Below are 13,051 nucleotides of genomic sequence, written 5' to 3' on the forward strand. Positions count from 1 at the left end.
AGGAGACAGGGCCGAGATGGCGAGCAACCCCACCCCACGGTCGGGCAGGTCCCACATCGTGCTGGCCGGCGGCGGCACGGCCGGTCACACGTCGCCGCTGATCGCGACCGCCGAGCAGTTGCGCGAACACCCCGACGTGGCGGTGACGGCGCTCGGCACGACGCGCGGGCTGGAGGTCCGGGTGGTGCCCGATGCCGGGATCGACCTGGAGCTGATCGACGCCGGCCCGCTGCCGCGCTCGGTGGGCGCCGACCTGTTCCGGCTGCCGCTGGACCTGCTCGGCTGGGTGCGCGGGGCGAAGCAGACGCTGCGCCGGCTCGGCGCCGACGCGGTGGTCGGTTTCGGCGGCTATGTCTCGACGCCGGTCTATCTGGCCGCCCGGCAGCTTCGGCTGCCGATCCTGGTGCACGAGCAGAATGCGGTGCCGGGCATCGCCAACAAGATCGGGGCCCGCTTCGCCGAGGCCACCCTCACCACCTTCCCCGACACCCCGCTGCCGGGCGCCGAGACGATCGGGCTCCCGCTGCGGCGCGAGATTGCGGACCTGGACCGGGCAGCCGCGCGGCCGGCGGCCCGCGCCCACTTCGGGCTGCGCGACGATCTGCCGGTGCTGCTGGTCAGCGGCGGATCGCAGGGCGCGGCGAGCATCAACACCGCGGTGCTCGGTGCCCGCGACGCGCTGCTCGCCGCCGGCGTCCAGGTGCTGCACGTGCTCGGCCCCGACAAGCTCACCGAGGAGCATCTCCAGGTGACCGATCCCGACACCGGCGCGGGCTATCACCCGGTCGGCTATGTCGACCGGATGCAGGATGCCTATGCCGCCGCGGATCTGATGATCGGTCGATCCGGCGCCGGGACCGTCGTCGAGACGGGTGTGGTCGGGCTGCCGACCGTCCTGGTGCCGTTCCCGCACGGAAACGGCGAGCAGGTACGCAATGCCGAGGAACTGGTTCGCGCGGGCGGTGCCCGCCTGGTCGCCGACTCCGCCTTCACCAGCACCTGGATCCAGGCGGAGGTGATCGACATGGTCACCGATCCGGCGGTGCTCGATCACATGTCTGCTGCCGCGCGATCGGGTACGCCGGGAGACGCGGCGCGGGTGCTCGCCCAGCGCGCTCTCGCGGCGGCTCGCCGATGACGCTGATCGAGCCCATCGACCTGGCGGCGCTGCCCTCTCCTGCCGACCTCGGACCGGTGCACTTCATTGCCGTCGGCGGCTCCGGGATGTCGGGCATCGCGCAGGCCTTCGCCGATCTCGGCGTACCCGTCAGCGGCAGCGACCGGACGGACTCGGCCACGCTGCGCGGGCTGCGCGGCATCCGTACCCACGTCGGCCACGACGCCGCCCAACTCGGCGACGCCCGCACCGTCGTGGTCTCGACCGCGATCCGCGACGACAACCCCGAGCTGGTCGAGGCCCGTCGGCGCGGCCTGCGGGTGCTGCACCGGTCCGCGGCGTTGGGCGCGCTGATGCGGGGGCGGCCATCGATCGCGGTCGGCGGCACGCACGGCAAGACGACCACGTCGGCGATGATCGTCGCCGGGCTGCTCGGCGCCGGCGTCCGGCCGGGCTATGTCACCGGCGCGCCGCTCGCGGCGACCGGGGTGAGCGCCGATCTCGGCGATCCCGGCGCGCCGTTCGTCGCCGAGGCCGACGAGAGCGACGCGTCCTTCCTGCAACTGCCCCGCGACATCGCCGTCGTGACCAATGTCGAGGCCGACCATCTGGACAACTGGGGCGATCCCGCGGCTTATGTGGCGGGCTTCGATGCCTTCGCGGCGCCTGCCCGGGTGCTGATCGCCGGCGCCGACGACCCCGGCGCGGCCGCCCTCGCGGGTCGGGCCCGAGCCGCCGGGGGGCCGCGGGTGATCGGCTACGGCGACGCGCCGGGGGCCGAGTTCGCGACGGTCCGTCTGGAGCTGGCCGTCCCCGGCGCGCACAACCGGGCGAACGCCACCGCCGCCGCCGCCGTGCTCGGCGAGCTGGGGCTGGGCGATCGGTTGGCCGGCCTGGAGGCCTTCAGCGGCACTGCCCGGCGTTTCCAGTCGGCGGGCGAGGCCGGCGGGATCCGCGTGGTCGACGACTACGCCCATCACCCGACCGAGGTTGCGGCGACGCTCGCCGCCGCCCGCGAGACCGGGCCCCGGAAGGTGATCGCGGTCTTCCAGCCGCACCTGTACAGCCGGACCCGCGACCAGGCCGCCGGGTTCGCCGAGGCGCTGGCCGGTGCCGATCACGTGTTGCTGCTGGACATCTACCCGGCCCGCGAGGAACCGATCCCCGGCGTCACCTCGGCGCTGATCGGCGAGCGGCTGCCCGGTTCGGAACTGGTCTCGCGTGCGGCCGTCGCGGCCCGGATCCGCGAGCTGGCCGGCCCCGGCGACCTGGTGCTCACCCTCGGCGCCGGGGACGTCACCGAACTGGCCGCGCCGATCGTCGCGGAGCTGCGTCGGTGAGCACCGCGACCCGTTTCGACTCCTATCGCGACGAGCGCCGCCGCCGGCGCGCCCGCGGCCGGGCCCGGCGGGTCGTGATCATCGCCGCGGTCCTGCTGGTGGTCGGCGTACTCGGCTATGTCGTCGGCTTCTCACCGGCGCTGGTGGTACGCCAGGTCACGGTCGAGGGGACCAGTGTGCTCACCCCCGCTCAGGTGGGGGAGGCGGCCGCCATCCCGCAGGGCACCCCGCTGGTCCGGGTGTCGGAGTCCGTGATCGGCGAGCGGGTCGCCGCGCTGCCTGCCGTGCGCCGGGCGACCGTCAGCCGCGAGCTGCCGGGCACCGTGCGGATCGTCGTCACCGAACGCACCCCGGTGCTCGTCACGGCGACCGAAGAAGGGCCGCGGCTGGTCGACGCCGACGGCGCGGCCTTCCCGCCCGGGGACAAGGTGCCGGACGATCTGCCCGTGGCGGCCGTCCAGGGCGGTGATCCGCGGTTGCTGGCGTCGGTCGCTCGCGTCGCGGGCGCGCTCACCCCGGAGTTGCGAGACCGCGGGCGCGAGTTGCGGGCGAGCAGCCGCGACGACATCACCCTGGTGGTGGACGGCCGCCCCGATGTGTTCTTCGGATCCTCCGACGACGCCGAGCTGAAGGCACAGGTGGCCACCGCGTTGCTGTCGCAGAAGGGGCGCACGATCGATGTCAGCGCTCCGGGCAATCCGGTCGTGCGATGACGCGGAGCCCTGGGCCGCTCCGGGCGCTGCGGGTGGTCGCCGGGGTAGCGGTGGCCGTCTGCATCGGCATGGGGATGGCGCTGCAGACGCGGGGCAACGGTGAACTCGGACGCGTCTGGGCCGACCCGTTCGCCGCTGCGCTGTGGTCCTTCGGCACCGGCCTGGTGATCGTCGTCGCCGCCTGCCTGGCCCTGCGGCGGGGCAGGCGCGGACTGGCCAGGATTCCCGCGGCGGTCCGCTCGGGCGAGCTACCGGTCTGGGCGCTGGGCGGGGGAGTCGTCGGCGCCAGCTTCGTGTTGGCCCAGGCGGCCGTCAGCCCGCTGCTCGGCGTCGCGCTGTTCACCGTCGGCACCGTGGCCGGGCAGAGCATCGGCGGGATCCTCATCGATCGTTGGGGCATCGGGCCCGGCGGCCCGCGGCCGGTGACGCCGACCCGGGTGCTGGGCGGCGCGGCGATGGTCGTCGCCGTGATCTGGGGGGCGTCCGCAGGGACGTCGGCCGCCGCCCCGTGGCTGGCGATGGCCGTACCGATCGCGATCGGCATCGCGATGGGCTGGCAACAGGCCGCCAACGGGCGGGTACGCCGGGCCGCCGATTCGGCGCTGGTGGCGACGGTCGGCAATTTCGGCGTCGGCACGCTGCTGCTCGGCCTGGCCTTCGCCGTGCACGCCGCGACGGCCGGGCTGCCGCGGCCGGGTGTCGCGCCCGGCTGGGCGTACCTCGGCGGGGCGATCGGCGTGGTCTACATCGCCGCCTCCTCCGTGCTGGTGCACCAGCTCGGGGTGTTGCTGCTGTCGCTCGGCGCGGTCGCCGGCCAGGTGCTCGGCTCGCTGCTGGTGGACGTCTTGCTGCCCGCGGGTGATCATGTGGTCACCTTCGCCACCATCGGCAGCGCGGTGCTCACCGTGCTCGCGGTGGCGATCACGGCCATCCCGAGCCTGTGGCCACGGGGTCGACGACCCTCGGTCTGAGGGTCAACTAGAGGTTGAGGCCGATCCCCGACTCTCGCGGTTGCGGTGTTGGACACGCCTGTCGGCGCTCTCTAGCCTGTCAGGCAACCTGTCCGGCGTGTCGGCTCCTAAGGAAATCCCGTGGCAAATCCCTCGCACAACTACCTGGCCGTGATCAAGGTCGTCGGTGTCGGTGGTGGCGGCGTGAATGCGGTGAACCGGATGATCGAGTCCGGCCTGCGGGGCGTGGAGTTCATCGCGATCAACACCGACGCGCAGGCGCTGCTGATGAGCGATGCCGACGTCAAGCTCGATGTCGGCCGCGACCTGACCCGAGGCCTGGGCGCCGGCGCGGACCCGGACAAGGGCCGCCAGGCCGCCGAGGACCATGCCGACGAGATCGAGGAAGTGCTGAAGGGCGCCGACATGGTCTTCGTCACCGCCGGTGAGGGCGGCGGGACCGGCACCGGCGGCGCGCCGGTGGTGGCCCGCGTCGCGCGGGCGCTCGGCGCGCTGACCATCGGCGTGGTGACCCGGCCGTTCGGCTTCGAGGGCCGGCGGCGTCAGGTGCAGGCCGAGGAGGGCATCGCGAAGCTCCGCGAGGAGGTCGACACCCTGATCGTCATCCCCAACGACAAGCTGTTGGAGATGACCGACCACCAGGTCGCGATCCTGGATGCCTTCAAGCAGGCCGACCAGGTGTTGATGCAGGGCGTCTCCGGGATCACCGACCTGATCACCACCCCCGGCCTGATCAACCTGGACTTCGCCGACGTGAAGTCCGTGATGTCGAATGCGGGCTCCGCGCTGATGGGCATCGGTTCTGCCCGCGGCGAGGACCGCGCCCGCGCGGCCGCCGAGATGGCGGTCTCCTCGCCGCTGCTGGAGGCGAGCATCGACGGCGCCCACGGCGTGTTGCTGTCCATCGCGGGCGGTTCCGACATGGGCCTGTTCGAGGTTTCCTCGGCCGCCAACCTGATCCAGGCCTCCGCCCACGACGAGGCCAACATCATCTTCGGCACCGTGATCGACGACGCACTCGGCGACGAGGTGCGCGTCACGGTGATCGCGGCCGGCTTCGAGGGCGGCGCGCCGCCGCGGCGCCAGCCGGGAGTCGAACAGCGCAGCCGCCGCCCCGAGCAGGTGACGACCGGCGGCCCGGCGGGCGGAGAGTCCGCGGCCGAGGGTGCCGGCCGGCCCGGTGTCGGACCCTCGGGGGCTGGCCCATCCGGTGCGGGCCCATCGAGTGCGGGCCCGTCGAGTGCGGGCGAATCGCGCCCGGGCCAGCCGAGTGGTGGCGTGCCGGCCGGCGGAACCTCCCCGTCCGGGGACCGCCCCGACCGGCAGCCGACCCGCCCGGGCAGCACTCCGCCCGGACCGTTGAGCGGCCGCCCCCCGGCCGGCGACGACGACCTGGACGTGCCCGACTTCCTGAAGTGACCAGGCTTCTTGAAGTGACGGGCTTCCGGACCGGGCGCCCCGAGTGACCCGCGGCCCGAGATGACGCGATCCGTTCGAGCGGCCCGGACGCGCTGACATGTTCCGGTTGCATCGCCCCGCCGGGCCCGGCGGCCCGGGCTACGCCTTCACCGACCGGGTGGGCGGCAGCGGTCCCGTGGGACTCACCCTCGGCGGCGCGGCGACCCACGGTGTGGAGACGGTACGCCGAGACGGCCGCGCCGTTCTCGCCGCGATCGGGGTCGAGCGGCTCTACACCCCCTGGCAGGTACATGGCACCGACGTGCTGACCATCGACGACGCGGCGCTGTCCGGCTGGTCGGCCGATGCCTGGCTCGGCAGCGCTGTGCCCGGCCAGCCGGCGTCGCCACAGGCCGACGCGCTGGTCACCGACCGGCCCGGCGTGGCACTGCTGATCCGGACCGCGGACTGCCTGCCCGTGATCTTCGTCGACGAGACCGCCCGCGCGGTCGGTGTCGCCCATGCGGGCCGGGTCGGCCTCGCCGCCGGCGTACTGACCCGGACGGTGGAGGCGCTCGCCGCGCTGGGCGCCACCGCGCCGACCGCCGTCATCGGCCCCGCGATCTGCGGTTCGTGCTACGAGGTGCCGGGGGAGATGCGCGATGCCGTGGCCGCCGGCCTGCCGGGAGCCGCCGCCACGACCAGTTGGGGCACCCCCGCGCTGGACCTGCCCGGCGCGGCACGCCAGCAACTGCTCGGCCTGGGCTGCCGGGTCGAGCAGGTGGCGGCCTGCACCCGCGAGGACCCGCTCCTGCACTCCTATCGACGCGACGGGGCGCGGATGGGCAGTCTCGGCGCACTGGTCTGGTTGGCCCCGCGTGTCGGCGGCGCAATCCCCGCCACGGCGGCTCCCGGGCGGTAACCTCGGCCCCGATATCCGCTGAGCAGGTGAAGGGATGGACGATGGCCGATCGCATCAAGCGTGCCGCTGCCTGGCTGGGCCTCGTGGCGGACGATCGCTATGACGACGAGTACTACGACGACGAGCTCACCGAGGGCGTCGACGTTGCCGATGAGCGCGCCGCGGCGCGGGGCGATCGGCGAGAGACGGTCCGCGAGGACGCCGACGTGCGGCGCCCGGCCGCCGGTGCGGATGCGCCGGCCGGCACGGTGACCGCGCTGGGTGCGCGGCGCGAGCCCGAGCCCCGGACGGCCGACCTGTCGCGGATCATCACGGTCCACCCGCGCACCTACAACGAGGCCCGCACCATCGGCGAGCACTTCCGCGACGGCGTACCGGTCATCATGAATCTGTCGGAGATGGAAGACGCCGACGCCAAGCGCCTGGTCGACTTCGCGGCCGGACTGATCTTCGGGCTGCGCGGCGACATCGAGCGCGTGACGAGCAAGGTGTTCTTGTTGTCCCCGCGCAACATCAACGTCACCGCGGAGGACAAGGAACGCATCGCCGGCGGGTTCTTCAACCAGTCCTGACCGACCCCCGGATTATTGGCCCGATCGGGCAGACTTGGCCCATGACCACGCTCGGCCCCCTCTTCCTGCTCGGCACCGTGATCAATGTCGTGCTGTGGGTGTTCACCGCTCTGCTGCTCGCCCGGATGGTGCTGTCGTGGATGCCGATCGTGGTGCAGGGCTGGAACCCGCGCGGTGCCGTGTTGGTGTTCGCGGAGGCCGTCTACACTGTCACCGATCCGCCGTTGCGGCTGTTCCGCAAGTTCCTCCCGCCGGTCCGGGTCGGCCAGGTTTCTTTCGATCTCGCTTTCCTCGGCCTGTGGTTTGCGGTAATCCTGCTCCGTGTGCTCAACGAGCAATTGCTCATGCGCTGACCATCGGTGCTACGCTCCCAACAGTGCACATGCGCACCAAGCGTTCCAGAACGTTCCCCGTGAGGTGACTGATGACCCTGACCCTGGACCAGATCCGCGACACGAAGTTCCACGTGGCAAAGCGCGGCGGTTACGAGGTGACCGAGGTCGACCGGTTCGTTGACCAGGTCGAGGAGTCCTTCGGACAGTTGACCGAGGAGAACGGCTCGCTGAAGAAGCAGGTCGACTCGCTCAAGTCCGCGCAGACCAACTCGGCCCGTGTTTCCCAGCAGCAGCCGCAGCAGCAGCCGCAGAACGATCAGGCCACGGCGAAGCTGACCGAGGAGAACGCGGCGCTCAAGAAGCAGGTCGAGCAGCTCCGTGCGCAGGCCCAGCGCGCCACCCAGGAGCGCGAGCAGGAGCAGACGCGGGTCGCCCCGGCGCAGCCGGCCGCGACCGCGACCGCGTCGTCGGGCACCGAGAAGCTCGTCGTGTCGACCACGCCCGAGGCCAGCGCCGCGGTCGTGCGACTCGTCCAACTGCACACCGAACAGGCGGAGCGGCTGGTGGGCGAGGCCGAGTCGGAGGCCCGCCGCAAGGTCGACGAGGCCAACCAGAAGGCGCATCAGATCACCACCGATGCCCGCACCCGCGCGGACCGGATCGAGTCCGAGGCCCGGGTGAGCGCCGAGAAGGTGACCGACGAGGCCAAGCGCGGCGCCGATGACCTCGGCCGCCAGGTCGAGGCGCGCCGCACCGAGCTGTTCGCCGACCTCGAGGACGAGCGTGACCGGCTGCAGTCGGCGGTCGCCCAGCTCCGCACCTTCGAGGACAAGTACCGGCGCAGCTTCTCCTCGCAGTTGCGCTCGACCCTGGACAGCGTGGAGAAGGCCGTCATCGAGCCGTCCGATGCTCCGGCGCTGGCCGGCGGGGGGTCGGGCAACCAGGCCGCTTCCGGGTCGAGTGGAGGCCCGCAGGCCGTCGGCGCCACCAGCACGCCGCGGCTGGATGCGCTGCTCGGCGACAACAACCGCTGACCGCGTCAGCACACCCGCAACAACGCGACGGGACCCCGCTTCGGTGGGGTCCCGTCGCGATTGTCCGGGTCGGGTACGCTTCGGCGGACCGAGCAGCCTCGGCCGGCCCCGGGGGCCCGCCCCGACCGAAGCCGCGATCGTGAAGAGGAGCGACTGATGCCCGCCAAGAAGCGCAGCACAGCCACCGCCGCCAAGGGGCGTCCCGCCGCGGCGGCCGCGAGTGCCACCGAGGTCCGGGCACCGGTCGACGATGTCGCCCTGGCGATGCCCATCCGCGACGGCGAGGAGGCGTGGACGCGCGCGGAGGTCGACGAGTTGCGCGCCGACCTGGAGGCCGACATCGACCGGCACCGGCACACCATCGAGGTCGCCGAGGGCGACCTGGCGGGCCTGATCCGCGACGGCGCCGACAATGCCGGGCGCGACCCCGCCGACATCGGCCTGGCGAACTTCGAGCGGGACCAGGAGATGACGCTCGCGCACAGCGCGCGCGAGGCCCTGGAACAGGCGCGGGAGGCGCTGCGGGCCATCGAGCAGGGCCGCTACGGCTACTGCGCGGAGTGCGGCAACCCGATCGGCAAGGGCCGTCTGCAGGTCCACCCGCGCGCCGTCATGTGCGTCGAGTGCAAGCAGCGTGCCGAGCGCCGTTGATCAGCATCGGGCGGCCGCCGAGGTCCGCCCGGCCCGCTGGCCCGCGTTGGCGATAGCGCTGGGTCTCGCCGCGGCGCTGCTGTCGGCCGATCAGCTCGCCAAGGAGTGGGCACTGCGGTCGCTGACCCCGGGGCGATCGGTGCCCTTCGTCGGCGAGTTGTTGCAGTTCCGGTTGCTCTTCAACTCCGGTGCCGCATTCAGCCTCGGGACCGGCTACACCTGGATCTTCTCGATGCTTGCCATCGCCGCCGTGATCGGCATCGCCGCCTACGCCCTGCCACGGCTGCGACACCCGGCCTGGGCCGTGGCGATCGGACTGCTGCTCGCCGGCATCGGGGGCAATCTTGTCGACCGGATCGCCCGGCCCCCGGCGCCGCTGCGCGGTGAGGTGGTCGACCTGCTCCAGCTTCCGAACTGGCCGATCTTCAACCTGGCCGACGTCTGGATCTGCTCGGCCGCGGTGTTGATCATCGCGATGTCGATCTTCCTGCGCCGCGGGCTCGACGGGCGGTTGATCACCGACGACGCGACCGGCAGCCGCGCCGAGAAGGCCGCGACCGGATGAGCGGGCGGCTGCTCCTGGTGCCCGACGGGCTGGCCGGCGACCGGGTGGACGCGGCCGCCGCGCGGATGCTGGGCCTGTCCCGAAGCCGGATCGCCGGACTGATCGAGACCGGGGCGGTACGCCTGGACGGCGAGCCCGTGACGAAGCCCTCCACCCCGGTGCGGCCCGGCGCCATGCTCGAGGTCGAGCTCACCGAGCGGCCCTCGGGCGTACCGGTGGTTCCGCAGACGGTCGAGGGCATCCGGATCGTGCACGACGATGCCGACCTCGTGGTGGTCGACAAACCCGTCGGGGTGGCCGCCCATCCCTCGCTGGGGTGGGAGGGCCCGTCGGTGGTGGAACATCTGGCGGCCGCGGGCTTCGGCATTGCCACCTCCGGCGCCGCCGAGCGGCAGGGCATCGTGCAGCGCCTCGATGTGGGCACCTCCGGTCTGATGGTGGTGGCGAAGAGCGAACACGCCTACTCGGTGCTCAAGCAGGCCTTCCGCGACCGCACGGTCGACAAGGTCTACCAGGGGCTGGCCCAGGGGCACCTGGATCCGCCGCTCGGCACGATCGATGCGCCGATCGGCCGGCATCCCAGCGGGGAGTGGAAGATGACGGTCGCTGCCGGCGGGCGGCCGTCGGTGACCCACTACGACACTCTCGAGGTGTTTCGCGGGGCGACGCTGCTCGAACTGCACCTGGAGACCGGCCGAACCCACCAGATCCGGGTCCACCTGTCGGCGATCCGGCACCCGCTCGCCGGGGACGCGACCTACGGCGCCGACCCGGTGCTGGCGCGACGGCTGGGGCTGGAGCGACAGTGGTTGCACGCCGTGCGGCTCGGCTTCGTCCACCCGGGCACGGGGGAGCGGGTCGAGTTCTCCTCCGAACCGCCGGCCGACCTCGTCCACGCCCTGGGCGTGCTGCGCGAGGAGTGAGGGACCCGGCGCGGACAAGGGTCTGCACGGTCCCGGTACTTCGCTAGGGTCGACGCGTGCGTAGAGCAAAAATCGTCTGCACCCTCGGCCCCGCGTCCTCCTCTCCCGAGCGTCTTCGCGAGTTGATCGCCGCCGGGATGGATGTCGCGCGGTTCAACATGTCCCACGGCGACTACCCCGACCACGAGCGGGCGCTGGTCGCGGTCCGCGAGACGGCGGCCGAGGCCGGTCGCCCGATCGGCACCTTCGCCGACCTGCAGGGCCCGAAGATCCGGCTGGGCCGCTTCGGCGGCGACGGCCGGGCGACCCTGGCCTACGGCCAGCAGTTCACCATCACCACCGACCCGATCCTCGGCGACGGCGAGCGCGCGTCGACGACCTATGCCGGGCTGCCGGGCGATGTCGCGCCCGGCGATCTGGTGCTGATCGACGACGGCCGGGTGATGCTGGAATGCGTCGACGTGGCCGGCAATGACGTGATCACCCGGGTCAAGGTCGGCGGCCCGATCAGCAACAACAAGGGCATCAACCTGCCCGGGGTGGCGGTGAACGTCCCCGCGATGAGCGACAAGGACCTGGCCGATCTGCGCTGGGCGTTGCGGCAGGGCTTCGACATGATCGCGCTGTCCTTCGTGCGTACCGCCGCCGACTGCGCCGCGGTACGCCAGGTGATGGCCGAGGAGGGGCGTACCGTCCCGGTGATCGCCAAGATCGAGAAGCCGCAGGCCGTGCAGAACATCGACGAGGTGATCGACGCCTTCGACGCGATCATGGTCGCGCGCGGCGACCTCGGGGTCGAGCTGCCGCTCGAAGAGGTCCCGATGGTGCAGAAGATGATCATCGAGAAGGCCCGACGGATGGCCAAGCCGGTGATCGTGGCAACCCAGATGCTGGAGTCCATGATCGGCAATCCGCGGCCCACCAGGGCGGAGGCCTCCGATGTCGCCAATGCGGTGCTGGACGGCGCGGACGCGGTGATGCTGTCGGGTGAGACCAGCGTCGGGCAGTTCCCGGTGGTCGCGGTCGAGACGATGGCCCGGATCGTCGCCGGCACCGAGGAGCAGGGCTTCGACGAGATCGCGGACATCGACTGGGATCCGCACACCACCGGAGGGGTGATCGCCAAGGTCGCCGTCGAGGTGGCCGATCGCGTCGGCGCCAAGTACGTGATCGCGTTCTCCAAGTCCGGCGACACCGCTCGCCGGGTCGCGCGGCTGCGGGCCAAGATGCCCTACTTCGTGTTCACGCCGCTGGACCAGACCCGGCAGGAGCTGACGCTGGTCTGGGGCGCGCGGAGCTTCCTGACCGAGGAGGTCTACAACTTCGACGACCTGGTGGCCCAGGTCGACGAGACGATGGTCGGGAAGGGTCTGTGCGAACCGGGCGACAAGGTCATCGTGGTGGCGGGTACGCCGGTCGGCGTACCGGGCAATACCAACGCCCTGCGCGTGCACAAGATCCGGGATCCGAAGACGATCGGCTCCGCCTCCTGATCCGGGGGCGGACCCGTCGACGACGGTGCCGGGAAGGGGAGTCGAACCCCTATGGCCTTGCGGCCAGACGGGTTTGAGCCGTCCGCGTATACCATTCCGCCACCCCGGCCGGGCGCGACCGCCGGCCGCGCCGCGAACAGTGTAGCGGTCGCGGCGCGGGCGCGCCGTTTGCCGCTGCGGGCACGGCCCGCCAGAATGCGGGGGTGAGCACCTCCGACGAGCGCACCGCTGCCCCCCAGGCCACGACGGACGACGCAACCGAATCGGCGACCGAGACGGGCGCGCCGGCGCCGCGCCGGGTGCTGGTCGCCGAGGACGAGGCGCTGATCCGGCTCGACCTGACCGAGTTGCTCGCCGATCAGGGATATCAGGTGGTCGGTGAGGCGGCCGACGGCGAGGAGGCGGTCCGGCTCGCCCGCGAGCTGCGCCCCGATCTGGTCGTGATGGACATCAAGATGCCCCGACGCGACGGGCTGAGCGCCGCCAAGGAGATCGCCGAGGAGCGGATCGCCCCGGTCGTGATGCTGACCGCCTTCAGCCAGCGCGAGCTGATCGAGTCCGCGCGCGAGGCCGGGGCGATGGCCTATGTGGTGAAGCCGTTCGACGCCTCCGATGTGGTGCCCGCGATCGAGATCGCCGTTGCCCGGTACGCCGAGATCCGCGCCGTCGAGGCCGAGGTCGAGGACCTCGCCGACCGGCTGGCGGCGCGCAAGGCGGTCGACCAGGCGAAGGCGCTGCTGCAGAAGGGGTTCAAGATGTCCGAGCCCGAGGCGTTCCGCTGGATCCAGAAGACGGCGATGGATCTTCGCAAGCCGATGCGCGAGGTCGCCGAGGGCGTCATCGAGCAGGCCAAGCGCAACGAGGGCAAGGGCCTGCCCAAGCGCTGAGGCGCTCTCGCCAGCAAACCGATGGTTTGCTCCTTACGGGTGTAACGAACTCACAACGCCACCTCGCACGCACCTCCCAGGCCGCTCGGGTGGGCTTACTGTTCAGCAAAGCTCGTCCGGCAGCACAGCC

General features: G+C 72.2%; 14 protein-coding genes and 1 tRNA gene. 14 read left to right on the top strand and 1 reads right to left on the bottom strand.

Features of this window, described 5'->3' with window-relative positions; genetic code table 11:
* Window positions 1-16 precede the first annotated feature (16 nt).
* The 13 genes from murG (at window position 17) to pyk (ending at window position 12,034) form a co-directional block, all read left to right on the top strand.
* On the top strand, window positions 17-1,138 hold the full coding sequence (gene murG, locus GGQ54_RS13390) for an undecaprenyldiphospho-muramoylpentapeptide beta-N-acetylglucosaminyltransferase (protein WP_179445838.1): 1,122 nt from the start codon (window positions 17-19) through the stop codon (window positions 1,136-1,138).
* The gene (gene murC / locus GGQ54_RS13395; protein WP_179445839.1) at window positions 1,135-2,457 is read left to right on the top strand and encodes a UDP-N-acetylmuramate--L-alanine ligase; all 1,323 of its coding nucleotides are present in this window, start codon (window positions 1,135-1,137) and stop codon (window positions 2,455-2,457) included. Before murG ends, murC begins: the two co-directional genes overlap by 4 nt.
* The gene (locus tag GGQ54_RS13400) at window positions 2,454-3,170 is read left to right on the top strand and encodes an FtsQ-type POTRA domain-containing protein (RefSeq protein ID WP_179445840.1); all 717 of its coding nucleotides are present in this window, start codon (window positions 2,454-2,456) and stop codon (window positions 3,168-3,170) included. The genes murC and GGQ54_RS13400 overlap by 4 nt, the downstream gene beginning before the upstream one ends.
* A complete protein-coding gene (locus GGQ54_RS13405) occupies window positions 3,167-4,141 on the top strand; it encodes a DMT family transporter (RefSeq protein WP_179445841.1) in 975 nt (324 codons plus the stop codon). The genes GGQ54_RS13400 and GGQ54_RS13405 overlap by 4 nt, the downstream gene beginning before the upstream one ends.
* A gap of 120 nt (window positions 4,142-4,261) precedes the next feature.
* The gene (gene ftsZ, locus GGQ54_RS13410; protein WP_179445842.1) at window positions 4,262-5,560 is read left to right on the top strand and encodes a cell division protein FtsZ; all 1,299 of its coding nucleotides are present in this window, start codon (window positions 4,262-4,264) and stop codon (window positions 5,558-5,560) included.
* 97 nt (window positions 5,561-5,657) lie between these two features.
* A complete protein-coding gene (locus tag GGQ54_RS13415) occupies window positions 5,658-6,461 on the top strand; it encodes a purine nucleoside phosphorylase YfiH/LACC1 family protein (protein ID WP_179445843.1) in 804 nt (267 codons plus the stop codon).
* 41 nt (window positions 6,462-6,502) lie between these two features.
* Window positions 6,503-7,033, top strand: coding sequence for a cell division protein SepF (locus GGQ54_RS13420; RefSeq protein ID WP_179445844.1), 531 nt, complete (start codon window positions 6,503-6,505; stop codon window positions 7,031-7,033).
* A gap of 41 nt (window positions 7,034-7,074) precedes the next feature.
* A complete protein-coding gene (locus GGQ54_RS13425; protein ID WP_179445845.1) occupies window positions 7,075-7,386 on the top strand; it encodes a YggT family protein in 312 nt (103 codons plus the stop codon).
* 71 nt (window positions 7,387-7,457) lie between these two features.
* Complete coding sequence (locus GGQ54_RS13430; protein ID WP_179445846.1) at window positions 7,458-8,402, top strand: DivIVA domain-containing protein; 945 nt, start codon at window positions 7,458-7,460, stop codon at window positions 8,400-8,402.
* A 156-nt stretch (window positions 8,403-8,558) separates the two neighbouring features.
* Complete coding sequence (locus GGQ54_RS13435) at window positions 8,559-9,053, top strand: TraR/DksA family transcriptional regulator (RefSeq protein WP_246292645.1); 495 nt, start codon at window positions 8,559-8,561, stop codon at window positions 9,051-9,053.
* Window positions 9,037-9,618 carry a signal peptidase II gene (lspA, locus tag GGQ54_RS13440; protein WP_179445847.1) on the top strand — a complete coding sequence of 194 codons (582 nt, stop codon included), beginning with the start codon at window positions 9,037-9,039 and terminating at the stop codon, window positions 9,616-9,618. The genes GGQ54_RS13435 and lspA overlap by 17 nt, the downstream gene beginning before the upstream one ends.
* On the top strand, window positions 9,615-10,541 hold the full coding sequence (locus tag GGQ54_RS13445; protein ID WP_179445848.1) for an RluA family pseudouridine synthase: 927 nt from the start codon (window positions 9,615-9,617) through the stop codon (window positions 10,539-10,541). Before lspA ends, GGQ54_RS13445 begins: the two co-directional genes overlap by 4 nt.
* 56 nt (window positions 10,542-10,597) lie before the next feature.
* A complete protein-coding gene (gene pyk, locus GGQ54_RS13450) occupies window positions 10,598-12,034 on the top strand; it encodes a pyruvate kinase (RefSeq protein WP_179445849.1) in 1,437 nt (478 codons plus the stop codon).
* Between the two features lie 26 nt (window positions 12,035-12,060).
* Here the strand turns inward: pyk and GGQ54_RS13455 are convergent.
* Window positions 12,061-12,143, bottom strand: a tRNA-Leu gene (locus GGQ54_RS13455).
* Between the two features lie 94 nt (window positions 12,144-12,237).
* Here GGQ54_RS13455 and GGQ54_RS13460 point away from each other — a divergent pair.
* Complete coding sequence (locus tag GGQ54_RS13460) at window positions 12,238-12,921, top strand: response regulator (RefSeq protein WP_179445850.1); 684 nt, start codon at window positions 12,238-12,240, stop codon at window positions 12,919-12,921.
* Window positions 12,922-13,051 lie beyond the last annotated feature (130 nt).

The sequence above is a fragment of the Naumannella cuiyingiana genome, from assembly GCF_013408305.1.
Lineage (GTDB): Bacteria > Actinomycetota > Actinomycetes > Propionibacteriales > Propionibacteriaceae > Naumannella > Naumannella cuiyingiana.